Raw genomic sequence first — 25284 nt, 5'->3', positions numbered from 1 at the left:
ACTCGACGTGAACGGGCGCCCCGCGAGCCCGCCGCGGGTGCCGCTCACCACACCGCCCGGGAGGCGACAACCGCGCGGCGCACCGCTCACCGCACCGGCAGGTGGTACGCCACCTTGTAGCGGTCGGCCGGGACGACCACGTCGGCGGTCTCGACGGCCCGCCCCGAGGCGTAGTAGGTGCGCTCGATCACCATCACCACATGACCCGGCACACCGCCCAGGGTCAGCAGCTCCTCCGCGAGTCCGGGGCGGGCCCCGACCTCCTCCACCACGTTGTCCACGACCACGTCGATCGCGGCCATCCGCTCGACGACGCCGCAGCCGCCCAGCGGCCCTTCCTCGGGCAGCATCACCGGGCTCCGGCCGGTGACGGCGAGCGGCTCCCAGGAGGTGGAGAGCATCATCGGCTCACCGCCGTCCCGGAACACGTACCGCGTGCGCATCACCCGCTCCCCCGGCTCGACGCCGAGCCGGGCGGCCACCTCGGCGCTCGCCGGCTCCTGCTCGCTCGCCGACTCCCAGGTGCCGCGCACCCCTTCGGAGGCCTGCTCCTGGCGGAAGGGGCTGGCCCCGGCCGCCGGCCGGTACCCGGAACGGGCGATCCGGCGCGGCACGGGGCGCTCGCGCACATAGGTCCCCGAGCCCGAGCGGCCCTCGACCAGGCCCTCGGCCATGAGGACCTTGCGCGCCTCCAGTGCGACGGTGTCGGAGACCCCGTACTCCTCCCGGATCCGTGCCTGCGAAGGGAGCCGGGTGTGCGGGGGAAGCGAGCCGTTGGCGATCTTCTGGCGGAGATCGCTCGCCACCCGCAGATAGGCGGGCTGCTCACCGAACGTCACTGGACACTCCCCTCAGCTTGACTGTCAGCAACAGAGTGACAACCGAGGGTGGGCGGCCGCAAGCATGGGCCAGAGTTTCACCCGAAGTGATGACATGCCTTTACGCGGCCCCTTTTCGCAGGTATAGCCGCCGAACTCCCGTCGGAATCCTTGACGTTAATGGTCCAGACCAATACGTTGCCGCCCATGCGTCGAAGAACCCATTCCCGGCTGTCCCTCGCCGCCCTCCCCCTCGGCCTGCTCGGCCTCCTCGGCACCCTCACACCCACCGCCGACGCGGCGACCGAGCACGTCTCCAAGCCCGCGTACAACAACGCGCACAACAGCGCGTACAAGCGCGTCGGCTACTTCACCCAATGGGGCGTCTACGGGCGGAACTTCCAGGTCAAGGACCTGGAGACGAGCGGCACCGCCGCCAAGCTGACCCACATCAACTACGCCTTCGGCAACGTGAGTCCGGAAGGCACCTGCTTCACCGGCAACGTCCCCGGCGAGGCGGACGCCTGGGCCGACTACGTCCGCCCGCTCGACGCCGCCGGCTCCGTCGACGGCGTCGCCGACACCGCCGAGCAGCCGCTGGCGGGCAACTTCAACCAGCTGCGCGAGCTCAAAGCCAAGCATCCCGGCCTCAAGGTGATGATCTCGCTGGGCGGTTGGAGCTGGTCCACCCACTTCTCGGACGCCGTCCGCACCCCGGCCTCCCGCAAGGCCCTGGTGTCCTCCTGCATCGATCTCTACATCAAGGGCAACCTCCCCGTGGACGGCGCCCGGGGTGGCGCGGGCGCGGCGGCCGGTCTCTTCGACGGCATCGACATCGACTGGGAGTGGCCGGGCTCGGCCGGCGACACCGACACCGTCTTCCGCCCCGAGGACAAGCAGAACTTCACCGCGCTGGTACGGGAGTTCCGCACCCAGCTCGACGCGTACGCCAAGTCCCAGAGGCCCGTGAAGGGGCAGCCGCGCAAGCACTACGAGCTGTCCGCGTTCGTGCCCACCGCGCCCGCCAAGATCGACGCCGGCTTCGAGGTCGCGAAGATCATGCGCGACTTCGACTTCGTCAATCTCCAGGGCTACGACTTCCACGGCAGCTGGGAGTCCACCACCGCCCAGCAGTCCGCGCTCTTCGCCGCCAAGGGCGACTTCAGCGTCGACCAGACCGTGAACGACTGGCTGAAGCGCGGCGCGCCCGCCCGCAAGCTGGTGGTCGGCATGCCGTTCTACGGGCAGGGCTGGACCGGCGTCAGCGGCGGCGGCACCGGCCTCGGGCAGCCCGCCACCGGCGCGGCGCCCGGCACCTGGGCCGCGGGCTCGGAGGACTACGAGGCGCTGCGGAAGCTGGCGGACTCCGGCGCGTACACCGTGCACCGCGACCGCCGGAACGGCCACGCCTGGCTGTTCGACGGCAGCACCCTGTGGACCTACGACGACCCGCAGGTGCTGCGCACCAAGTCGGCGTACGTCCGGGCCAGGGGCCTCGGCGGCGCGATGTTCTGGTCGCTCGACGGGGACACCCCCGACGGGCAGCTGATCACGGCCGTGCACGGCGTCCTCGGCGGCCGCCGCTGAGCCACCAACGGGCACCACACGCGCGTGCTTACGTCCGCACCTAGGCCACGGGGCCGGGTCTCTTCGTGGGACCCGGCCCCGTGCCGTACACCCCTGACCGCCCGGCCGACCCCTCGTCAGCCGTCCGTCGAGCCGTCAGACGTCCTCGCCGCTGCTGTCCTCCAGGGTCCCGGTCAGCCCGAGCGAGGACCGCGACTCCGACTCGTGGTCGGTCGAGAGGGCGTCGAACGCGTCCTCGTAGTCCGCCCAGAAGGCGTCCGAGTCCGCCGCCTTGGCGAGCCGCTGCCACGTCTTCGCGGCGGCGTCGAGCCGGCCGGCCAGCTTCTCGACCGGCTGGGCGGAGGCGCCGGACCAGGTGTGGCCGCGCAGTCCGGCGCTCGCCGAGGTGACCGCCGTGTGCATCTTCGCGGCCCAGGCCTTGTTGGCAGCGAGGTCGGCGTCCGCGTCCTCGTCGGGCTCCTCGGCGATGACGTCGTCGATCGGGTTCATCGTGCGCAGGAAGTGCAGCTGATGGGCGTCGAGGGTGCTCGCGTCACTGCGCAGCGAGGCCGTGAAGGGCGCCTCCTCGGTCGCGAAGGCGCAGGTCACCGAGCGGTCGCCGGCCCGCCAGCTCTGCCGGCTGGGGAGGTAGTAGTAGACCAGCGCCTCCTCCGGCACCGCCCAGGTGTCGAGCGCGTAGTCGGTGTTCATGCGGTCGCAGCGCACCTCGGCGAGCTTGTCGATCGCGTCCTCGCCCGGCCACTCCTTGAAGCCCGAGAGCTTGAAGTCGCCGGTGACCTCGCCCTCGTGCGGGCTGGTGCAGGGCACGGTGTCGACGTCCGTCGTGTAGGTCTCCAGCTTGCCCTTGATGCGGAAGCAGTCGCCCTTGTCCAGCGAGAACGGCGACTGGGCCGCCGCGGCGTCGTCCAGGCCCTTCTTGAAGCCGCTCCAGAACTCGCCGATCCCGCCGGTCACCAGGCCGAGGACGACGAGCAGCGTGGCGAGGGAGGAGAGCACGATGCCGGCGACGGCCATGCCCTTGCCCTTCTGCTGCTTCTTCTTGATCTGCGGCAGGGCTATGAGACCGAGGGCGAGGCCGAGCGGCGGCAGACAGCAGACGATGCCGGAGACCATGGAGGCCACCGCCAGACCGCTGGTGGACTGTCGCGGCATCCCGTACGGTCCGGGCGTCCCGTAGGGGCCGTACGGTCCGGCGGGCGGCGAGGTGTACGGCCCGGGCGCGGCGTACGGTCCGGGCACGGGCCCCGGCGCCTGCGGGCCGAACCCCTGACCGGGCGGCGGTGGAGGCTGCTCCGGGGAGGGCGAGTCCTGAGGCGGCTTGAAGGGGTCCACGAGTACGGTGCTCCTGTTGGGGCGGGAATCCTGGATGGGCGCGCGCATCGTACGCGGACCCGGCGCGGGGGCGACATGCGGGTCGGCATGGATGAGGGGGCGGCCGCGTAGGCGGCCGCCCCCTCATCGTTCGACAGGCGTCGGATCAGTGGGCGTCAGAACTGCAGCGCCCAGGAGTCGATCTTCCCGGTGTCCCAGTACGCGTTGTCCGTGACCCGGAGCTTCCACGTGCCGTTCGCGGCCTCCGAGGAGGCGTTGACGGTGTAGGTGGTGTTGATGTTGTCCGCGCTGCCGCCGGTGCCGAAGCCCTTCAGCGTGTACGCCGTCCCGTCGGGGGCGATCAGCTGGACCTGGAGGTCACCGATGTAGGTGTGAACGATGTTCACAGGCACCTGGAGACCGGACGGAGCGTTCCCGCTGATCCCGCTGACGGTGATCGGGGACTCCACGGTGGCGTTGTCGCGGATCGCGTAGTCCGCGGTGTTCTCGAAGCGGTCGCCGGTGGGCGGCGGGGTGGTGCCGCCGTCGCCGACGTACAGCAGCTTGTTCGGCGAGCCGGTGCCGGGGCTGGTCACCACGTTCGGGGTGGCGGCCGTGGTCAGCGCCGAGGAGACCTGCGACGGGGTGGCCGTCGGGTTGGCGCCCAGGTAGAGGGCGGCGGCGCCGACGACGTGCGGGGTGGCCATCGACGTACCGGAGATGGTGTTGGTGGCCGTGTCGCTGCTGTTCCAGGACGAGGTGATGGAGGAGCCCGGCGCGAAGATGTCCAGGATGCTGCCGTAGTTGGAGTAGCTGGCACGGGCGTCGGACGACGTGGTGGCGCCGACGGTGATGGCCTCGGCGACGCGGGCCGGCGAGTAGTTGGACGCGTTGGCGCCGTCGTTGCCGGCGGCGACGGCGTACGTGACGCCGGAGGCGATCGAGCGGCGGACGGCGTCGTCGAGGACGCTGTCGGCGCCACCGCCGAGGCTCATGTTGGCGACGGCCGGCTTGACGGCGTTCTGGGTCACCCAGTCGATGCCCGCGACGACCTGCTCGGTGGTGCCGGAGCCGGAGTTGTCGAGGACGCGGACGCCGACGATCTTCGCCTTCTTGGCGACGCCGTACGAGTTGCCCGCGACGGTGCCGGCGACGTGGGTGCCGTGGCCGTGCCCGTCCTGCGCGGTGTTGTCGTTGTCGATGGCGTCGTAGCCGTAGGAGGCCCGGCCGCCGAAGTCGCTGTGGGTGATGCGGACGCCGGTGTCGATGATGTACGCCGTGACGCCCTGGCCCGCGCTGTCCGGGTAGGTGTAGCTCTGGTTGAGCGGCAGGGCCTTCTGGTCCAGCCGGTCGAGGCCCCAGGACGGCGGGGAGGGCTGCGTGCCGTCTACGTGGAAGACGCGGTTCTGGCTGACGGTCTCGACGGCCGGGTCGGCGGCGAGCTTCTTGGCCTGGGCCTCGGAGAGCTCGACCGAATAGCCGTTGAGCGCGGCCGTGTAGGTCCGCTTGATCTTGGCGCCGAACTTCGTCGCCACCGCCCGGCCCTTCGCGGTCTCCGCCTGGGCTGCGGACTCGCGGAGGGTGACGATGTAGCTGTTGGCGACGGTGCCCTCCGCGCCGGCGTTCAGGATGACGCCTTCGGCGGTGGTCCCGGCCGCGTTGGCCGGGAGGGCGGAGAGGGAGCCGAGCGCGAGGGCTGCGACGGCTATGGCACCGGCCGCGGCGAGTCTGCGCCGCGAATCACGCATCACGGACATGTGAGGGGTCCTCCTCATAGGTGGTGCGTTGCTGTGGGGGTCGTGGAGCCGCGCTCCCGCCGAGGCGGGAGCGAATGAACATGGACATGACAAAAGAGCGTGAGGGATCCGCGCCGTTCGTCATCTCCGGCTTCCTGGCGAAAGATTGACCGATCCATAGGAATCCCACAAGGGCCCCGAGCGCCTTGACACGCCCGCGTCACACCACTGTCATCCTGGGGATCATGACGACCTACGTGTGCCCGCGCTGCGACGTCCACTCCCCCGCGTCCGCCCTCACCTGGTGTTGTCCCCGCTGCCGCGGTCCCTGGGACCTCGATTTCACGAGCGCGCCGGTGCCGCGGGAGTCCCTCGCGTCCCGCTCGAATTCACTGTGGCGTTACGCCGAAGCACTGCCGCTCGCCACCGAGTACCCGCACATCACCCTCGGCGAGGGCCGCACCCCGCTGGTCCCGCTCACCGACACGGTTTCGGCCAAACTCGACTTCCTCATGCCCACGTTGTCCTTCAAGGACCGCGGCGCCGTGATGCTCGCCGAACTCGCCCGCCGGCTCCGCCCCCGCTCGGTGCTCGCCGACAGCAGCGGGAACGCGGGGACGGCCGTCGCCGCCTACTGCGCCCGCGCCGGACTCGACTGCTCCGTCTACGTGCCCGAGGGCACCTCCCCCAAGAAACTGGAGCAGATCCGCGCCCACGGCGCGCACACGGTCGTCGTCCCCGGCGACCGCGAGGCCACCGCCCGGGCGGCCCGCGCCGCGGCCGACGAGCCGGGGGTCTTCTACGCCTCGCACGTCTACAACCCGCACTTCCTGCACGGCACGAAGACCTACGCGTACGAACTCTGGGAGGACCTCGGCGGCCGGCTCCCCGACACCCTGGTCGTCCCCGTCGGCAACGGAACGCTGCTGCTCGGCGTGGCCCTCGCCGTCGAGGAGCTGTACAGGCACGGGCTCATCGACCGGCGCCCCGCGCTCGTCGCGGTCCAGGCCGAGGCGGTCGCGCCGCTGGCCGCCGCCTTCCACGCGGGCGCGGACGAGCTCACCGGCCCGCCCGGTCCGCCATCTCCCGTACGCCCCACCCTCGCCGAGGGCATCGCCATCCCGGCTCCGCCGCGCGCCGCCCAGATCCTGCGCGCCGTACGCGCCTCGGGCGGCACCTTCCGCACCGTGACGGAGGACCAGATCCGGGCCGCCCAGCTCGACCTGGCCCGGCGCGGACTGTACGTGGAGCCGACGGGGGTGGCCTGCTGGGCGGCCGTACGGGCGGCGCCGGAGCGCCCGGGCACAACGGTCGTCCCGCTGTGCGGCGCGGGCGCGAAGACGGGCCTGGCGCCGACCTCGTAAGAGGTCAGTCGGTCCAGTAGGTGTCGTGCTTGATGAAGAACTCCGTCCGCTCCTCGTCCGTCATGCCGGCGACGGTCGACACCTTCTCGAAGTACTCCTCGCGGGGCGCGCCGGGCGCGAACAGCAGGAGCATGGAGGAGGGTTCGTCGGAGTCGTTCCGGAACGCGTGCAGGCCGCCGGTCGGCACGTAGAGGAAGTCGCCCTTCTCGGCGTCGACCCACCGCTCCCCGTCGTACAGCCGGACCGTCCCGTCGAGAATGAAGAAGGTCTCGGAGATGGTGCGGTGGAAGTGGGTGGCCGGGCCGCCCGCCTTGGCCTGCATGTCGATGCGGTAGAGGCCGAACTCGCCGCCGGTGGAGGCGGTGGTGGCGAGGTAGTGGGTGCGGGTGCCGCCCGGGGAGACGAACTCCGGCGGTGTGCCGGCCGGCCGGAACGCGGCGCTGATCTCGCCGCCTTCGCCGTGGTAGCGGGCTTCGGGGTACGACATGGGTTGCTCCGATCGTCAGGGGGCCGGGGAGGCGGCGCAGGTGCGCGGGGCGACCCGCTCCGTCCTCCTCCGCCGTCCTCCCCCGTCCCGCCGACTAGAACTCGTCGGCGCCGTTGCGGAGTTCCTGAGTCCAGTAACCGGTCTTGGCGGCGTCCTCGTCGACGGCGATCCCGCCGGCCGGGGCCTTGACCACGAGGGTGCCCTCGGTGGGCTCGTCGCCGGTGAACAGGTTCACGTCGAAGGAGTTCACGACCTTGTTGTCCTCGTGGACGCCACCGAGGGAGATCCGCACATTGGCGTACGCCGGGTCGCCGGGCTGCAGCACGACCGGGGCGGCCGGCTTGCTCTTGGCGACGGGCGGGATGTCCTTGGCGGTGTGGATCTCGCCGAAGGCGATCAGCGGGTAGCCGTCGAGCCGGCAGGCCCGGCCGGACTTGTTCACGGCGGTGAGCACGATGTGCTCGGTCGGCGTCTCGTCTGCCTTGGCCGCGGTTACCCGCACGTCCTTGAACGTGCAGGAGACCGTCTTGCCGCCGGTCGCGGCAGCCTTCTTGGCCCCGGGGCCGGTACCGGTACCGGTGGCAGTACCGCCGGTGGTCGAGGCGGCCGTCGTCGCCGACGCCGTGGCGGTGGCCGTGGCCGTGGCCGACGAGTTGCTCGTGGTGGCGGCCCCCTCGTCCCGAGTCCCCGTCCCCTTGTCGTCCCCACCACAGGCGGTCAGCCCCAGGGAAAGGACGGCAACGGCCGCGACAGCCAGGACGGTGTTCTTACGATGCGTACGGGTGCTGCGCATGGTGGTTTCTCCCCCGCGTAAAGGTCGGTCGGCGCGCGCTCGGCGCCACAACACCACCATCTCCTCCGCCCTTACCGTCCCGCTGCCGCCCCACTAACGCCCCGCTACCGCGCGCCCCCCGTACAAGCCCGGCCGTGAACGCAGAAAAGCCCCGCACCATAAGGTGCGGGGCTTTCCCACAATGATTGTTCGGCGGCGTCCTACTCTCCCACAGGGTCCCCCCTGCAGTACCATCGGCGCTGAAAGGCTTAGCTTCCGGGTTCGGAATGTAACCGGGCGTTTCCCTAACGCTATGACCACCGAAACACTATGAAGTTGAACCGCCGCACCTCCCGTAGGGGGGCGTGTTCGTTACTTCAGAACTAACACAGTGGACGCGAGCAACTGAGGACAAGCCCTCGGCCTATTAGTACCGGTCAGCTCCACCCATTACTGGGCTTCCACATCCGGCCTATCAACCCAGTCGTCTACTGGGAGCCTTACCCTCTCAAGGAGGTGGGAATACTCATCTCGAAGCAGGCTTCCCGCTTAGATGCTTTCAGCGGTTATCCCTCCCGAACGTAGCCAACCAGCCATGCCCTTGGCAGAACAACTGGCACACCAGAGGTTCGTCCGTCCCGGTCCTCTCGTACTAGGGACAGCCCTTCTCAATATTCCTGCGCGCACAGAGGATAGGGACCGAACTGTCTCACGACGTTCTAAACCCAGCTCGCGTACCGCTTTAATGGGCGAACAGCCCAACCCTTGGGACCGACTCCAGCCCCAGGATGCGACGAGCCGACATCGAGGTGCCAAACCATCCCGTCGATATGGACTCTTGGGGAAGATCAGCCTGTTATCCCCGGGGTACCTTTTATCCGTTGAGCGACGGCGCTTCCACAAGCCACCGCCGGATCACTAGTCCCGACTTTCGTCCCTGCTCGACCCGTCGGTCTCACAGTCAAGCTCCCTTGTGCACTTACACTCAACACCTGATTGCCAACCAGGCTGAGGGAACCTTTGGGCGCCTCCGTTACCCTTTGGGAGGCAACCGCCCCAGTTAAACTACCCATCAGACACTGTCCCTGATCCGGATCACGGACCGAGGTTAGACATCCAGCACGACCAGAGTGGTATTTCAACGACGACTCCACAACCACTGGCGTGGCCGCTTCACAGTCTCCCACCTATCCTACACAAGCCGAACCGAACACCAATATCAAACTGTAGTAAAGGTCCCGGGGTCTTTCCGTCCTTCTGCGCGAAACGAGCATCTTTACTCGTAGTGCAATTTCACCGGGCCTATGGTTGAGACAGTCGAGAAGTCGTTACGCCATTCGTGCAGGTCGGAACTTACCCGACAAGGAATTTCGCTACCTTAGGATGGTTATAGTTACCACCGCCGTTTACTGGCGCTTAAGTTCTCAGCTTCGCAACCCCGAAAGGTCACTAACCGGTCCCCTTAACGTTCCAGCACCGGGCAGGCGTCAGTCCGTATACATCGCCTTACGGCTTCGCACGGACCTGTGTTTTTAGTAAACAGTCGCTTCTCGCTGGTCTCTGCGGCCACCCCCAGCTCACGGAGTAAATCCGATCACCAGGTGTGGCCCCCCTTCTCCCGAAGTTACGGGGGCATTTTGCCGAGTTCCTTAACCATAGTTCACCCGAACGCCTCGGTATTCTCTACCTGACCACCTGAGTCGGTTTAGGGTACGGGCCGCCATGAAACTCGCTAGAGGCTTTTCTCGACAGCATAGGATCATCCACTTCACCACAATCGGCTCGGCATCAGGTCTCAGCCTTAACGTGTGACGGATTTGCCTACCACACGGCCTACACCCTTACCCCGGGACAACCACCGCCCGGGCTGGACTACCTTCCTGCGTCACCCCATCGCTTACCTACTACCACCTTGGTTCGCCGGCTCCACCACTTTCCATTCCCCGAAGGGTCCGGAACGGCTTCACGGGCTTAGCATTAATGGGCTCGATATTGGGCGTTTCAAAGCGGGTACCGGAATATCAACCGGTTGTCCATCGACTACGCCTGTCGGCCTCGCCTTAGGTCCCGACTTACCCTGGGCAGATCAGCTTGACCCAGGAACCCTTAGTCAATCGGCGCACACGTTTCTCACGTGTGTATCGCTACTCATGCCTGCATTCTCACTCGTGAACCGTCCACAACTCGCTTCCGCGGCTGCTTCACCCGGCACACGACGCTCCCCTACCCATCACAGCGGGCGTTGGCCCTCATGCTGCAATGACACGACTTCGGCGGTACGCTTGAGCCCCGCTACATTGTCGGCGCGGAATCACTTGACCAGTGAGCTATTACGCACTCTTTCAAGGGTGGCTGCTTCTAAGCCAACCTCCTGGTTGTCTCTGCGACTCCACATCCTTTCCCACTTAGCGTACGCTTAGGGGCCTTAGTCGATGCTCTGGGCTGTTTCCCTCTCGACCATGGAGCTTATCCCCCACAGTCTCACTGCCGTGCTCTCACTTACCGGCATTCGGAGTTTGGCTAAGGTCAGTAACCCGGTAGGGCCCATCGCCTATCCAGTGCTCTACCTCCGGCAAGAAACACACGACGCTGCACCTAAATGCATTTCGGGGAGAACCAGCTATCACGGAGTTTGATTGGCCTTTCACCCCTAACCACAGGTCATCCCCCAGGTTTTCAACCCTGGTGGGTTCGGTCCTCCACGAAGTCTTACCTCCGCTTCAACCTGCCCATGGCTAGATCACTCCGCTTCGGGTCTTGAGCGTGCTACTGAATCGCCCTGTTCGGACTCGCTTTCGCTACGGCTTCCCCACACGGGTTAACCTCGCAACACACCGCAAACTCGCAGGCTCATTCTTCAAAAGGCACGCAGTCACGAGATACAAGCAAGCTTGTATCCGACGCTCCCACGGCTTGTAGGCACACGGTTTCAGGTACTATTTCACTCCGCTCCCGCGGTACTTTTCACCATTCCCTCACGGTACTATCCGCTATCGGTCACCAGGGAATATTTAGGCTTAGCGGGTGGTCCCGCCAGATTCACACGGGATTTCTCGGGCCCCGTGCTACTTGGGTGTCTCTCAAACGAGCCGCTAATGTTTCGTCTACGGGGGTCTTACCCTCTACGCCGGACCTTTCGCATGTCCTTCGACTACATCAACGGTTTCTGACTCGTCCTGTCGCCGGCAGACGACAGAAGAGAGATCCCACAACCCCGCATGCGCAACCCCTGCCGGGTCTCACACGCATACGGTTTGGCCTCATCCGGTTTCGCTCGCCACTACTCCCGGAATCACGGTTGTTTTCTCTTCCTGAGGGTACTGAGATGTTTCACTTCCCCTCGTTCCCTCCACATGCCCTATGTGTTCAGGCATGGGTGACAGCCCATGACGACTGCCGGGTTTCCCCATTCGGAAACCCCCGGATCAAAGCCTGGTTGACGGCTCCCCGGGGACTATCGTGGCCTCCCACGTCCTTCATCGGTTCCTGGTGCCAAGGCATCCACCGTGCGCCCTTAAAAACTTGGCCACAGATGCTCGCGTCCACTGTGTAGTTCTCAAGCAACGACCAGCCACCCATCACCCCACCACTACGTGGCGAGTTCACTGGGGCCGGCATCGCGAAGGCAAGACCTTTCGGCCGTACCCTCAGATACCCAACAACGTGCCAAGCGTGAGCACCGTCCGTGCCGTTCCGTTCCACGCCGAAGCAGTACTAGGAAGACCATCAGGCCACTCACGCCAACTAATCAACGTTCCACCCATGAGCTGACCGTGCGAGACGTTTGCTCGCAATCGGTACTGTGCTCCTTAGAAAGGAGGTGATCCAGCCGCACCTTCCGGTACGGCTACCTTGTTACGACTTCGTCCCAATCGCCAGTCCCACCTTCGACAGCTCCCTCCCACAAGGGGTTGGGCCACCGGCTTCGGGTGTTACCGACTTTCGTGACGTGACGGGCGGTGTGTACAAGGCCCGGGAACGTATTCACCGCAGCAATGCTGATCTGCGATTACTAGCAACTCCGACTTCATGGGGTCGAGTTGCAGACCCCAATCCGAACTGAGACCGGCTTTTTGAGATTCGCTCCGCCTCACGGCATCGCAGCTCTTTGTACCGGCCATTGTAGCACGTGTGCAGCCCAAGACATAAGGGGCATGATGACTTGACGTCGTCCCCACCTTCCTCCGAGTTGACCCCGGCGGTCTCCTGTGAGTCCCCATCACCCCGAAGGGCATGCTGGCAACACAGGACAAGGGTTGCGCTCGTTGCGGGACTTAACCCAACATCTCACGACACGAGCTGACGACAGCCATGCACCACCTGTATACCGACCACAAGGGGGCACCCATCTCTGGATGTTTCCGGTATATGTCAAGCCTTGGTAAGGTTCTTCGCGTTGCGTCGAATTAAGCCACATGCTCCGCTGCTTGTGCGGGCCCCCGTCAATTCCTTTGAGTTTTAGCCTTGCGGCCGTACTCCCCAGGCGGGGAACTTAATGCGTTAGCTGCGGCACCGACGACGTGGAATGTCGCCAACACCTAGTTCCCAACGTTTACGGCGTGGACTACCAGGGTATCTAATCCTGTTCGCTCCCCACGCTTTCGCTCCTCAGCGTCAGTAATGGCCCAGAGATCCGCCTTCGCCACCGGTGTTCCTCCTGATATCTGCGCATTTCACCGCTACACCAGGAATTCCGATCTCCCCTACCACACTCTAGCCTGCCCGTATCGGATGCAGACCCGGGGTTAAGCCCCGGGCTTTCACACCCGACGTGACAAGCCGCCTACGAGCTCTTTACGCCCAATAATTCCGGACAACGCTTGCGCCCTACGTATTACCGCGGCTGCTGGCACGTAGTTAGCCGGCGCTTCTTCTGCAGGTACCGTCACTTTCGCTTCTTCCCTGCTGAAAGAGGTTTACAACCCGAAGGCCGTCATCCCTCACGCGGCGTCGCTGCATCAGGCTTTCGCCCATTGTGCAATATTCCCCACTGCTGCCTCCCGTAGGAGTCTGGGCCGTGTCTCAGTCCCAGTGTGGCCGGTCGCCCTCTCAGGCCGGCTACCCGTCGTCGCCTTGGTGAGCCGTTACCTCACCAACAAGCTGATAGGCCGCGGGCTCATCCTTCACCGCCGGAGCTTTCCAGTCTCGAAGATGCCCTCGAGACTCGTATCCGGTATTAGACCCCGTTTCCAGGGCTTGTCCCAGAGTGAAGGGCAGATTGCCCACGTGTTACTCACCCGTTCGCCACTAATCCACCCCGAAGGGCTTCATCGTTCGACTTGCATGTGTTAAGCACGCCGCCAGCGTTCGTCCTGAGCCAGGATCAAACTCTCCGTGAATGTTTACCGGTAATCCGGTGCAACACACACGAGAGCGGAACAGTCATGCCGGAATGTGGCCGACTGTTCACAGCGTCCTCGCTGTGCGCCACCCACAAGGGGTGGACTTTTTCAAAGGAACCTCGACCATCCGAAGATGGACGGGGTATCAACTAATCTGGCGTTGATTTTTGGCACGCTGTTGAGTTCTCAAGGTGCGGACGCTTCCTTTGTACTCACCCTCGCGGGCTTTCCTCCGGGCGCTTCCTTCGTTTCCGACTCTATCAGATCCTTTCGGCGTCTGATTCCCAGTCAGCGGGATTTGTCTTCCCGGCCGTTGGGCCGTTCCGACGAGTGAGACTCTAGCGGATTCCCCGGCTCCGACGCTAATCGGGGCCGGCGTTCAGAACTTCGAACGCGGATTCCTCATCTCGCAAAAACGCACGGAAACACAGGACGGCGCGACGAATCGACACCGTCAGGCATTGATGGTTCTTGCGGAATGGCTGTCCGGGGCCGACCGGGGTCGGTGCTCACGTCGGACAACTCGGAGAACACTACGGACGGGGAAACCCCGTGTCAACTTCACGATGACGAAGGGGCCGGCCCCGGAGGAGCCGACCCCTTCTGACCTGCGTCCGGGCCGGACGGACGTCGCGGCTCAGTCCCGGGCGACCTCCGTGACGCTCAGTACGTTGATGAGCTTGTCGAGCTGCTTGGTCACCTGCTCCAGCGGTGTGTCGTCCGCGTCGACCACGAGGGTGACCTGGGAGAAGCCGTCCGCCTCGGCCGGGACGACGGCGAGGGAGTCGATGTTGAAGCCGCGCCGGCTGAAGAGGGCGGTGACCCGGGTGAGCGCGCTGGGCTTGTCCTCGACGAGGACCGACAGGGTGTGTGTGCTCATGAGTCGTCGCTCTCCCACCTCGGAGTCATGTCCCGGGCGATCTTGATGTCGTCATTGCTGGTCCCGGCGGGGACCATGGGCCAGACCATGGCGTCCTCGTGGACCACGAAGTCGATGACCACCGGCACGTCGTTGATCTCCATCGCCTTGGCGATCGTGGCGTCCACGTCCTCGGGCCGGGTGCACCGCAGACTGACGCAGCCGTAGGCCTCCCCCAGCTTCACGAAGTCGGGGACGCGCTGGGCCGTCCGCAGATCGGAGTTGGAGTACCGCTGGTCGTAGAAGAGCGACTGCCACTGGCGGATCATGCCGAGGTTGCCGTTGTTGATGACCGCGACCTTGATCGGCGCGCCTTCGAGCGTGCAGGTGGCCAGCTCCTGGTTGGTCATCTGGAAGCAGCCGTCTCCGTCGATGGCCCAGACGACCGTGTCCGGCCGCCCCATCTTGGCGCCCATCGCGGCGGGCACGGCGAAGCCCATCGTGCCCAGGCCGCCGGAGGTGATGAAGGCGCCGGGCCGCTCGAAGCCGATGAAGTGGGACGCCCACATCTGGTGCTGGCCGACGCCGGCCACGTAGAGGGCGTCCGGCCCGACGAGGGAGCTGAGCCTCTCCAGGACGTATTGCGGAGCCAGCGAGCCGTCCGCGAAGTCCTCGTACCCCAGCGGGTAGGTCTCCTTCAGCCGGTCGAGGAGCCCACGCCACTCGGTGTAGTCCCCGGGGCGGTCGATCGCCTGGACGAGGGCGCCGATGACCTCCTTGCAGTCGCCCACGATCGGGACGTCCGCCACCCGGTTCTTGGAGATCTCGGCCGGGTCGATGTCCGCGTGGATGACCTTGGCCCGCGGTGCGAACGAGGACAGCTGCCCGGTGACCCGGTCGTCGAACCGCACGCCCAGGGCGATGAGCAGGTCTGCCTTCTGCAGTGCGCCCACCGCCGAGACGCTGCCGTGCATGCCGGGCATCCCCATGTGGAGCGGGTGGCTGTCGGGGAAGGTGCCCCTGGCCATCAGCGTGGTGACGACCGGAATACCGGTCAGCTCTGCCAGGCGGAGCAGTTCCGCCGAGGCGCCGGCCTTGTGCACGCCGCCGCCGACGTACAGCACCGGGCACTCGGCCTCGGAGATCAGCTTGGCCGCTTCCTGGATCTGTTTGGCGTGCGGCCGGGTGACCGGCCGGTAGCCCGGCAGGTGCGTCGTCGGCTCCCAGTGGAATTCGGTGGCGGCCTGCAGCGCGTCCTTGGTGATGTCGACCAGTACGGGACCGGGACGGCCGCTGGAGGCGATGTGGAAGGCTTCCGCGATGGTGCGCGCGATGTCGTCGGCGTCGGTCACCAGGAAGTTGTGCTTGGTGATCGGAAGGGTGATGCCGCAGATGTCGGCTTCCTGGAAGGCGTCCGTGCCGATCATGCTGCTCGACACCTGGCCGGTGATGGCGACCATCGGGACGGAGTCCATGTACGCGTCGGCGATCGGGGTGACCAGATTGGTGGCGCCCGGGCCGGAGGTGGCCATGCAGACGCCGACCTTGCCGGTGGCCTGGGCATAGCCTTCCGCGGCGTGTCCGGCGCCCTGCTCGTGCCGGACCAGTACGTGGCGGACCTTGGTCGAGTCGTAGAGGGGGTCGTAGGCGGGGAGGATATGGCCGCCCGGATATCCGAACACGGTGTCGACTCCGACGTGCTCCAAAGCCCTGACCAGGGCTTGAGCACCTGTCATCTGTTCGGTCATCTGCTCGTTCCTATTGGCTTGACTCGAATACTGATTCGAAGGACAGCGCGCAGAATTCAGCAGTCGGACGGTAAGTCCGGAAGTACTACAAGATGGCGCGCAAAGAGCGGTGTCGGGTGACGACTACGCGCTCGGCGGCTCCGAGGGATCAGAACTCTCGTCGGAGCAGAGCGAATCCGTTCGTGACGGCTCAAGCAAGTTCCCGCGGTAGACCACGGGAATGCGAGGTTTCAGCTTATCTTCTCGCTGTGTGCGGACGCCAATCCCCGGGGCATGAATTCGGTCAGATAGTAGAGGCCGGCCAGCAGCGGGAAGGCGATGCCGCACCAGGCTATGCCCGCCCATCCGTACGACGCGTACACCGAGCTGGCCACGGCGGATCCGATCGCGCCTCCGAGGAAGAAAATCGCCATGTAGAGGCCGTTGAGTCGACTGCGGATCTCCGGCCCCAGCGAGAAGATCGCGCGCTGCCCCAGCACGAGGTTGCACGAGATCCCCACGTCGAGCAGGAGTGCCGCGACGAACAGGGCCGCGACGACGTGGCCGCCACTGGCGAACACCAGAAGGAAGCAGGCCACGACGGTCAGGATCGCGATGCCCGTCGCGGGTTTCGTCAGACCGCGGTCGGCGATACGGCCCGCAACCGGCGCGACGAAGGCGCCGAGCACCGCCGCCAGGGAGAACAGGGCGATTCCGCCTTGGCTCAGACCGCACGCCGGGCTCGCCAGGATCAGTGGCACGGCGGTCCAGAACAGGCTGAACGCCCCGAACAGCATGGCGTGGTAGAACGCCCGTCGCCGCAGGATCGGCGTGCGGACGAGCAGCTGCCCCATCGACCCCAGCAACGCCAGGTAGGGGACGGAGGTGCTCGGCTTCCGTTCCGGAAGGACCGAACGCAGGGTGACGGCGAGCACCAGCATCAGGCCGGCGGAGATGGCGAAGATCGCACGCCAGCCGAGCAGGTCGGTCGTCATGCTGGCCACGGGACGCGCGAGCAGGATTCCCATCAGCAGGCCGCTCATGACGTTGCCGACGACCTGTCCACGGCTCTCTTCCGGGGCGAGATGGGCCGCGAAGGGCACCAGCATCTGCACCACGACCGAACTCAGGCCGATGATCAGCGAAGTGGCGAGAAACAGGCCGGCGTTCGATGCGACCGACGCGCTCAGCAGCGCCGCCATGCAGGCCGCCAGGGTGACCATGATGAGACGGCGGTTCTCGAAGATGTCGCCCAGCGGAACCAGTACGACGAGGCCGACGCCGTAGCCGATCTGGGTCAGGGTCACCACGAGGCTGGAGGCGCTCGCGCTCAGGCCCACGTCGGGGCCGATCAACGCCACCAGGGGCTGCGCGTAGTAGATGTTGGCCGCGACCGCGCCGCAGGCCACGGCCATCAGGAAGGTCAGGCCGCGTGACATGCCGAGCTGCGCCGCCCGGCTTGTTGCACTCTCAGTGGTCATTGCTCTCTCGACAGGATGGGGAATCGACGTTCACACGGCACATGCTTGGACGACCGCGAATTCCGGACGCGCGGACAGGATCTGAGGGGCGGAAAAGCCTGCCGCGTTCAGGAGTCGCGTGAAGTCGTCCAGGGTGCGCTCACGCCCTCCGTGCAGGACCAGCATCTGCAGATCGAGCACCAGGTCGAGCGGATCGCAGTCCTTCGGGGACTCCTGCAGGACGCGGTCCACGACGACGAGTCGGGCGCCGGCGCTCATCGCCTTGCGGCAGTTGCGGAGAATGGACTCCGCCTTCTCGTCCGGCCAGTCGTGGAGAATCCACGACAGGATGTAGATGTCTCCTCCCGTGGGTACCTCGTCGAAGAAACTGCCCGCGCGCGTGCTCAGTCGGGCGTCCCCCGGTGCCTCGGGCAGGGCCGAGATGACGCTGGCCTGGTCGTACAGGACGGCTCGCGCGTCCGGATTCCGTTCGAGAATGGTCCGGGCCAGGCTTCCGGTTCCCCCGCCGACGTCGATCACTCGTTCGCCGGGAGCCACCGCGAGTACGTCGGCGATCGCCGCGTAGCGTCCCGGATATCCGCTCGCCATGTAGCGCTGATAGAGCGCTTCCTCTTCAGGGCTTCCGTTCATGTAGGCGAAGAAGTCCTGCCCGTTGACGTGCGAGAACGCTTCCTCGCCGGTACGGGCGCAATGGCTCAGCGCTCCCCAGGACCGCCAGATGCCCGGCATCCCCCAGAATCGCGCGGCCCAGTGGAGCGAGGGGCCGGCCGTGGTGGTCCTCAGCAGGCGGGAGGCTTCGTTGTGGCGAATTCCGCCGTCCGCGTCGACGTCGAAGATGCCGTAGGAGGACAGTGCTCGGGCAAGCCGCGTCAGGACGCCGGCGTGCACCTTCAGCTGTTCGGACAGAGTCGCCAGCGAGGTCGCGTCGTCGTCCATCGCATCGGGCAGTCCGACTTCGCAGGCCGCGGCGATCATCTGGGTGACCGCCATGCCGCGGATCAGTTCCTGCATCCTGCGAATGTCACCGGCAGCCGCTGCCCCGGTCTCGGTACCTTCGCGCTCGGCGGGTTCCGCCTGGAAAGACGTCTGGATGGTCATGCGACCTTCTTCTCCTCGTTCATCACCACGTGTGGACGGGCCGCCGCATTCCCGAGAATCTGGCGCAAGGCTGCGCGGAGCGAGTCCACGGCCGCGGAGGAGTCCTCCTTGCGCCAGGCGACGAACGCGTCCGGACGCACCAGCAGACAGCCGTCCTCGGGCATTTCCGTGACGTCTGCCCAGTCGCCGTAGAGGTCCTGCAGGGCGTGTCCGGGGCCGATGACATGCGCGGCGATCTCGATGTCGAGCTCTTCCGAAAGACGCTGGGCGGCCTGGAGCCAGATCTGCCCGTTCAGCCCCGTCAGCAAGGTGAACCTGCCCTTGCCCACCACGTCCAGGCTCGAGACCTGCGTACCCTGCCGGTCGAGCCACGCGTGCGGCAGGCGGGCGCCGGGCCGGCTGGACGCCTGGTAGTACAGCTCGGGGTCGCGCTGCCAGGCGGGCTGCGCCGTACCGTCCGGGCAGACGGCATCCGACGCGTAGCGCTGGTTGAGTTCGACGCCTTGCGTGGCGAACTCGTACGACTTGAGCTCGATGGCCTCGCGCAACATCTTGCGCTTCTCGGCGCCCGCCGCGGAGGCCTCCTTCAGGACGGACATGTTGACGCGCATCTGCTCCGCGTCCAGGTTCGCGTCCAAGCCGAGTGCGGAGAAGATGCCGCCGAACTGCTCGATGCTCTTGTTCGCGCGTTCGACTATCTGCTTGCCTATCGGCGCGCGTTCCTGGTCATAGGTGTTCAGGAGTCGGTCCGACGCCTGCCCCTTCAGGACCATCGCCATCTTCCACGCCAGGTTGTAGGCGTCCTGGATGGACGTGTTCGAGCCCAGGCCGTTCGACGGCGGATGACGGTGCACCGCGTCGCCCATGCAGTACACCCGCCCCCGGGAGTACTTGGTGGCGTACTGCTGGTTCACCGTCCACGTCGAGACCGAGCGGATGGTGATGTCCACCGAGTCGTCGCCGATCAGTTGACGGGCGATGCCGACCGCGTCGATCTCGGAGACGTCGGGCTCGCCGGCGCTCATGTCGTAGCCCCACACGATCTGCCACTCGTTCCACGGCCGGACCATGCGGAGGAGGCCCATGCCGATGCCTCCGACGTTGGCACCCGGCTGCATGATCCACCAGAGGTAGCCGGGACGGTGTGCCACGAGGTGGGAGAGATCCGCGTGCAGGATGATGCTGATGCTGCCGGCGAGCCCCATGTGGCCTTCCATGGGCAGGCCGATCTGCTCCGCCACGAGGCTGTTGCCGCCGTCCGCCCCGATCAGGTACTTGGCGCGGATCTCGTAGCGCTCGCGCTTCAGCCGGTCCAGGACCTGCGCGGTGACACCGTGCTCGTCCTGGTCGAGGCGCAGGAACTCCGTGTCGAACCGGACATGGCTGCCGCGCGCGGCGGCATTGGACAGCAGGATGGGTTCAAGCAGGGTCTGCGGCAGGTCGCAGTGTTCGGCCGGGCTGGCCAGCGCGTAATCGCTCTGCCGTTGTGCCCTGTTGGCGCCGTAGGGCAGTCGCCCCAGCTCCTCGCCCACCAGGCTGGTGCAGAAGACGACATTGCCCATGACTTCTTTGGGTGAGGCCTTGGCGAGGATCTCGTCCGCCACGTCCAGGTCGCGGAAGACCTCCATGGTGCGTTGGTTCTTGTAGTGCGCACGCGGAGTGTCGGCGAGCCAGCGGTGCTTCGTGATCACGAGGTTCTCGATGCCGTACGTGCTCAGCATCAGTCCTGCGGAGGACCCCGCCGGACCGCTCCCGACGATCAGGACGTCAGTGTCGTACACGTGGAATGTCTCCTGGGTTCATGTAGATCGACGGTCGTCGCGTCATAGCCGAAGACCCAGGCCGGGTCTTCGGCGTCCTTGAGCCACGAGTTCTCGGCGGACACGGCCTGGATCCGAGCGGTGCGCTGCTTGCGGCTCTCGGCGTAGCGCCAGAACGCGGCCTCGATCTCGTTCTCGGCTTCCAGGCAGCGCAGCAGCAGCACGCCGTCCTCGATGGCCATGGCCGCCCCTTGGGCCATGTGCGGCCTCATGGGGTGGCAGGCGTCGCCGAGGAGCGCGATGCGCCCTCGTCCCCATTGCTGCATCGGCGGGCGCTCGAAGAGCGGCCACTTGGTCAGGGACCGAGCCGCGTGGAGCAGGCTGAGGACTTCGTCGCAGGAGCCGGTGAAGGCGGCCAGCATCTCGTCCTTGTCGCCGTCGACCCAGGACTGCGGATGCGGCCAGGTGTCGGCCGCCGCGCCGGCGACGAAGTAGTAGTCACCGCTCCGGGAGTCGGTCGGGTAGCCGATGACAAACCTGTCGTCGGCCCACCACTTGGTGATGCACCGTCTGTCGACAGGGACTCGGGTGTGCGCGGGCACGGTCGCCCGGTACGCGATCTGGCCGGAGAAGCCGGGGTGTTCGGCGCCGTGCATCACTTCACGGACCCGAGACCCCAGACCGTCGGCACCGATGACGCAGGAGGCCTCGGCGGTGCTTCCGTCGGCGAAGTGCATCCGCACGTCCGTGCCGCGGTCGTCGAGCGAGACCAGTCGCTTGTCGTACTGCACGGTGTCCGGACGCAGGGCGCCGAGCAGCTCTCGATGGAGGACGCCGCGGCCGACGGTGAGATAGGGAGCTCCGTACCTCTCCTTCACCTGGTCACCGAGCGGCAGTGCGCACCTGACGGAATTCGATGTCAGGTTCCGGCTGGTGAATGAATCGGGCAGGTGTCCGGACCGGACGAGCGCGTCGCCGATCCCGACATGGCCCAGGATGCGCGTCACGTTGGGCGTCAGATGGATCCCGGCGCCGGCGGGCTCGAACGTGCGCGCCTGCTCGAACACCGCCACGGAATGGCCGGCCTGCTGCAGCAACGCGGCCGTCGCGGCTCCGCCCAATCCACCGCCGACGATGGCGATCGAGGTCTTGTTGTCGATGCCCATGGGCTACGCCTGCGCCTCGATTTCGTCGTGGAACAGGTTCAGCAGCCTCGCGCGACTGTCGCTCGGCAGCCATTCGGGCCGGTCTTCCACGACGTCCTTGACGAAGTCCCAGAAGTCCGCGCTCTGATTGATGCCGTAGTCGCGTGCCATGGAGACGAGACGGATACGGGACAGGAAGTCCGGCTCCGTGATGTCCTGCTTGCTGGTCACGACCTTTCCCGCGTTCATGAAGTACGGGAGGATGGAGCTCTCCGGTGTGTCCGGCGACCAGACCAACCACATCTCCTGGTTGGTGTGTGTCGTATTGACGAAACCATGCGTGTAGTTGCGCGGAACGTAGAGCAGTTCTTTCGGGCGCATCGGCAGCATGACGACGGTCTCCTTGTCGGCACCGTCGCCCGGCGTGATGTCCAGGTCAGGGAACTCGTTGGGCCCCATGAAGATGCTGAATCCGCCGTTGGGCGCGTAGAACCATTCATCGGTACGGTGATGGATGTGCGGCGGCGGGCCGACGTGCGGCGGCACGGTCAACTTGGAGAACAGGAACTTGCCGCCGTTGCTCTCGCCGGTCTGCACGAAGTTGAAGACCTCGCCCGCCGGGCCGAGCACCAACGGCTTCTCGGGGCCGGGCTCGATCTCCGGGAAGTCGAATACTTCATATTCGGTGCTCATGGAACTGCCTTCCTTCTCGGGGAGCCGGCACCATCGCCGTCGACGTGACCTCGCGCAGGGCGGTCATGCCTTGTCGCGCCAGCGGCGCGGGGGGCCGCATCTTGTAATGATCATTGAATATCTCGAGCGAGATCGGGCCGTCATAACCGTTGGCCAGCACAGGCGCCAGGAACGCGGCTACATCGAAATCGCCCTCACCCGGCAAGCAGCGGTGATGCCGGCTCCAGGACTTCACGTCCAGCCCCATGCGGGGAGCATCCGAGACCTGGATCAGCGCGATGCGCTCCGGCGGCACGTCGGACAGGTCCTCGAAAGGGTCGTTCAGGGCCAGGGTGTGAAAGCTGTCCAGTACCAGACCTATATTTCCGACGCCGGAGAGCTCGATCATTCTCCAGGCCTGACGGAACGTATTGACCCGCAGCCCCCAGGACAGCGCCTCGTAACCGATGGAAATCCCTCTGGCCGCGGCCCTTTCGCCCAGGAGCGCCAGGTCTTCGGCGACCTCTTCGTCGTCGAGATCCGAAACGTCGCTGACGTTGCTGCACAGGATCAGCGTGCTGGTCCGCAGCTGCTCCATGGAGTCGAAGATTCGCTCGATCCGGTCCAACTTGGGCGCCAGCTGCTCCCTGGGGCCGCCTTCGAAATCCCTGAGCGGCTGATAATTGATGATCTCCAGGCCGAGGTCTTCCGCCATGGTTCGGGCGACGGGAACCGAGGATCCCTGCAGGTCCCATTCCATCAATTCGATACCAGAGAAGCCGGCGTCGGCGATTGCTTCCATTTTGTCTGGCAGCGAGCCACCCAGGGTGACCGTACCCATGTAGTAATCCACTTCGCTTACCTCCCGATAGTGGAACGGCACGTCACAGTGCAGATCGATAGCTGCGTTCGCAGTCGGCAGGCAGCTACATCGAAACCGGTTCCAAACCGGCCTGAATCCGCCGGCGGTGTTCCGGCGAGCGGTTTCAGGCGGCCTCTGGCAGACAGGCAGTCACACGCCGAGCATTTTTGATGCCGGCCACTGATGACTCTCTCCTGCTTCCTCGGTCGACCCATACGATGTCAACCAGGAGCGGCGGGCAGGCGGAACTGCACCCAAGGATGCACCGGGCCCGGGGCCGAGCCCGCGACCGCGATCAGGACGAGGGCGAGGACGCGGGCGAGAACGAGGGCAAAGACGCGGGCGAGGGTCTGCGTACACCCTTGGATGCAGTCACGGCCTGGGACGACACATTCCTCGTAGGCTGAACGCCGTGACAGTGACCTCCGGCAGAGCTCTCCTCCCCGAATCGCGGCCTCGTGTTTCGCGGCCTCGTGCTCCGCTCTGCCGCGGCCTCCGCTACGCGCGTCTGAGCCTGGTCGAGGCACGGCCCGTGGTCCAACTCGTGTTCCTCACACGGTTCGCGGTGGGCGCCGCCTTCGTCTCCCGGGATCTGGCGGACGGACCGCACCTGGCGGCCGGGGTCCTCGTCTGGTGGCTGGCCGTGGTGGCCGCCTACCTCGTCAACGGGGTGCTCGACGTCAAGGAGGACCGCGCCAACGGGTCCGCCCGTCCGATCGCCCGGGGCGATCTGCCGGAGCGTACGGCCGCGTTGCTCACCGCGGTCGTGGCCGCGGGGTCCCTTCTGCTGTCCCTGTACGTCCCCGGACTCACCCTGTGGGTGGCGCTGTTCCTGCTCCTTGGCTGGCTCTATTCGGCGCCGCCGTTTCCCGCGAAGCGCTGGAGCAGCACCTGCGCGGTGGTGGTGTTCGGACTCGGCTGGACCTCGTTCGCGGCGGGTGCCGTGGCCGTGGGAGGCGAACTCGGCCCTTCCGGACTGGTCTTCGCCGCGGTGATGAGCGCCTGGATGGCCCTGGTGGGAGCGGTCGTCAAGGACCTCGGTGACGTCGAGGGAGACGCCGTCGGCGGGCGCCGTACCGTGGCCGTGCGCCACGGTGCCGCCCGGGCCCGCGCGGTCGCGGTGGCGGGCGCTCTCCTCGTCGGAGCGGGCGGGGTACTGGCGGCGCTCGTCTGGGCTCCGCTGACGCTGGCCGGAGCGGTCCCCGTGGCGATCGGCGCCGTCTGCCTGGTGGCGGGGATCATCCGTACGGCCAGGGCCGCCGACGGCGACAGGAAGGCCCGCCGCGGTGCGTACCGCGTGTTCATGTGCACCCAGTTCGCGGCGAACATCACGATGCTGCTCGCGCTCCTGCTGCACGGACCCGCGTGACCGTGGCCGCCCGTACAGCGGTCCGTGCGGCGGTCCGTACAGCGGTCCGCAGGTCAGTAGCGCCCGAAGGCCTTGTTGACGGCGTCGATGCGGGACACGGCGCCCAACTTGCCGTAGATGTTGTTGAGATGCCGCTTCACGGTCGCCGTGGTGATGCCGAGCTGGCGGGCTATCTGGCTGTTGGTCATCGCCTTCGCCACCCCCTCGAGCACCTCCTTCTCGCGCCGGGACAACGCCACGCCCACCCCGGCGTGCATCGGCGCCGCCTCGGAGACGCCCTCTGCGGCCGCGGTGTCGTCATCGTTCGGCAGGGGGTCGGTAGTCCGGTCGGTGGTCCGGGTGGTGGCCCCGCCGTAGCCGACGGCGCCCGCGTAGAGCCGGCTTCCGGCGCTGGAGCGGAAGGCGGTACTGATCAGCAACAGCGCGGGGGCCCGTCGCGCGGGCGCCTCGTGCTGCACGGCGGCGTTGATGGTCGGCTGCATGGCGTTCCACAGGATCTCCACCGCACGCACCGACTCGGCGACCGCGATTCCCTGGTTGGCCCGGTCGGTGCCCACGAGATGCGAGTACCGCCAGGCTTCGGCCGACTCGAGCGGCCCGTCGCCGGTCAGTCGCGCGACACAGTCCTCCACGATCGCCTGCGCCTGGTCGCGGCACTTCGGCCACGCCTCCTTGCGCATGGCCAGGGGGCTGCGGACCGTCCTCAACGCCAGCTGATAGGCATGGATGACGTCCGGTATCGCGTTACGCAGAAACTGCGCCGCAGCCGGGTAACGCAAAGGCCCTCCCTGCTACAGCCCTCTCGAACGAGCGGTTCGAGGCCGCAGCCCAGTGTGACGATGATCGTTCCGAACACGATACCGAACACCCCCACCCCATGCCTCGGCGCCCCGA

The 25284-nt window shown here is 66.4% G+C and carries 16 protein-coding genes, 3 rRNA genes and 1 pseudogene; 3 read left to right on the top strand and 17 right to left on the bottom strand.

Annotation, left to right across the window (positions count from 1 at the left end; all coding sequences use genetic code 11):
- Window positions 1-86: 86 nt before the first annotated feature.
- A complete protein-coding gene (locus tag JAO84_RS23940) occupies window positions 87-839 on the bottom strand; it encodes a GntR family transcriptional regulator (protein WP_370414703.1) in 753 nt (250 codons plus the stop codon).
- 186 nt (window positions 840-1025) lie between these two features.
- On the opposite strand from JAO84_RS23940, the gene JAO84_RS23935 reads away from it, so the two are divergent.
- Window positions 1026-2405 (top strand): glycoside hydrolase family 18 protein, encoded by a 1380-nt coding sequence (locus tag JAO84_RS23935; RefSeq protein ID WP_370414702.1) that lies wholly within the window; start codon window positions 1026-1028, stop codon window positions 2403-2405.
- A gap of 135 nt (window positions 2406-2540) precedes the next feature.
- Here JAO84_RS23935 and JAO84_RS23930 read toward each other — a convergent pair whose 3' ends face one another.
- Together JAO84_RS23930 and JAO84_RS23925 are read right to left on the bottom strand one after the other, a co-directional pair.
- Entirely contained in the window at window positions 2541-3644 is a 1104-nt protein-coding gene (locus JAO84_RS23930; RefSeq protein WP_370414701.1) for a DUF4190 domain-containing protein, read from the bottom strand.
- Between the two features lie 248 nt (window positions 3645-3892).
- Window positions 3893-5473 (bottom strand): S8 family serine peptidase, encoded by a 1581-nt coding sequence (locus JAO84_RS23925; RefSeq protein WP_370414700.1) that lies wholly within the window; start codon window positions 5471-5473, stop codon window positions 3893-3895.
- 224 nt (window positions 5474-5697) lie between these two features.
- Between JAO84_RS23925 and JAO84_RS23920 the strand changes: the two genes are divergently transcribed.
- Window positions 5698-6816, top strand: coding sequence for a threonine synthase (locus JAO84_RS23920; RefSeq protein ID WP_370414698.1), 1119 nt, complete (start codon window positions 5698-5700; stop codon window positions 6814-6816).
- Window positions 6817-6820: 4 nt separating this feature from the next.
- Here the strand turns inward: JAO84_RS23920 and JAO84_RS23915 are convergent, their stop codons facing one another.
- The 13 genes and pseudogenes from JAO84_RS23915 to JAO84_RS23855 form a co-directional block, all read right to left on the bottom strand.
- On the bottom strand, window positions 6821-7303 hold the full coding sequence (locus JAO84_RS23915; RefSeq protein WP_370414697.1) for a cupin domain-containing protein: 483 nt from the start codon (window positions 7301-7303) through the stop codon (window positions 6821-6823).
- A 94-nt stretch (window positions 7304-7397) separates the two neighbouring features.
- Window positions 7398-8096, bottom strand: coding sequence for a DUF4232 domain-containing protein (locus JAO84_RS23910; protein WP_370414696.1), 699 nt, complete (start codon window positions 8094-8096; stop codon window positions 7398-7400).
- A gap of 187 nt (window positions 8097-8283) precedes the next feature.
- A 5S ribosomal RNA gene (rrf, locus tag JAO84_RS23905) occupies window positions 8284-8400 on the bottom strand.
- An 82-nt stretch (window positions 8401-8482) separates the two neighbouring features.
- Window positions 8483-11603, bottom strand: a 23S ribosomal RNA gene (locus JAO84_RS23900).
- A 285-nt stretch (window positions 11604-11888) separates the two neighbouring features.
- Window positions 11889-13414: ribosomal RNA gene (locus JAO84_RS23895) — 16S ribosomal RNA — on the bottom strand.
- Together the 16S, 23S and 5S rRNA genes form the textbook arrangement of a ribosomal RNA operon.
- A 652-nt stretch (window positions 13415-14066) precedes the next feature.
- A pseudogene (gene ilvN / locus JAO84_RS23890) lies at window positions 14067-14297 on the bottom strand (acetolactate synthase small subunit); the annotation flags it as partial.
- On the bottom strand, window positions 14294-16084 hold the full coding sequence (locus JAO84_RS23885) for an acetolactate synthase large subunit (protein ID WP_370416851.1): 1791 nt from the start codon (window positions 16082-16084) through the stop codon (window positions 14294-14296). The pseudogene ilvN and the gene JAO84_RS23885, both read right to left, overlap by 4 nt.
- 170 nt (window positions 16085-16254) lie before the next feature.
- Window positions 16255-17484, bottom strand: a complete 1230-nt coding sequence (locus tag JAO84_RS23880; protein WP_370414695.1) for an MFS transporter — start codon at window positions 17482-17484, stop codon at window positions 16255-16257.
- A 30-nt stretch (window positions 17485-17514) separates the two neighbouring features.
- On the bottom strand, window positions 17515-18582 hold the full coding sequence (locus JAO84_RS23875) for a methyltransferase (RefSeq protein ID WP_370414694.1): 1068 nt from the start codon (window positions 18580-18582) through the stop codon (window positions 17515-17517).
- Window positions 18579-20363 (bottom strand): FAD-dependent oxidoreductase, encoded by a 1785-nt coding sequence (locus tag JAO84_RS23870; RefSeq protein ID WP_370414693.1) that lies wholly within the window; start codon window positions 20361-20363, stop codon window positions 18579-18581. Before JAO84_RS23870 ends, JAO84_RS23875 begins: the two co-directional genes overlap by 4 nt.
- Window positions 20342-21508 carry an FAD-dependent monooxygenase gene (locus tag JAO84_RS23865; RefSeq protein ID WP_370414692.1) on the bottom strand — a complete coding sequence of 389 codons (1167 nt, stop codon included), beginning with the start codon at window positions 21506-21508 and terminating at the stop codon, window positions 20342-20344. Before JAO84_RS23865 ends, JAO84_RS23870 begins: the two co-directional genes overlap by 22 nt.
- Window positions 21509-21511: 3 nt before the next feature.
- Window positions 21512-22180, bottom strand: coding sequence for a cupin domain-containing protein (locus JAO84_RS23860; protein WP_265868749.1), 669 nt, complete (start codon window positions 22178-22180; stop codon window positions 21512-21514).
- Window positions 22164-23012 (bottom strand): sugar phosphate isomerase/epimerase family protein, encoded by an 849-nt coding sequence (locus tag JAO84_RS23855; RefSeq protein ID WP_370414691.1) that lies wholly within the window; start codon window positions 23010-23012, stop codon window positions 22164-22166. The genes JAO84_RS23860 and JAO84_RS23855 overlap by 17 nt, the downstream gene beginning before the upstream one ends.
- 553 nt (window positions 23013-23565) lie before the next feature.
- Between JAO84_RS23855 and JAO84_RS23850 the strand changes: the two genes are divergently transcribed.
- Entirely contained in the window at window positions 23566-24390 is an 825-nt protein-coding gene (locus JAO84_RS23850; protein ID WP_370414690.1) for a UbiA prenyltransferase family protein, read from the top strand.
- Between the two features lie 53 nt (window positions 24391-24443).
- Here JAO84_RS23850 and JAO84_RS23845 read toward each other — a convergent pair whose 3' ends face one another.
- A complete protein-coding gene (locus tag JAO84_RS23845; RefSeq protein WP_370414689.1) occupies window positions 24444-25169 on the bottom strand; it encodes a LuxR C-terminal-related transcriptional regulator in 726 nt (241 codons plus the stop codon).
- Window positions 25170-25284: the final 115 nt, after the last annotated feature.

It is taken from the genome of Streptomyces fradiae, assembly GCF_041270065.1.
GTDB lineage: Bacteria > Actinomycetota > Actinomycetes > Streptomycetales > Streptomycetaceae > Streptomyces.
This window is presented reverse-complemented; position numbering and strand designations above follow the sequence as displayed.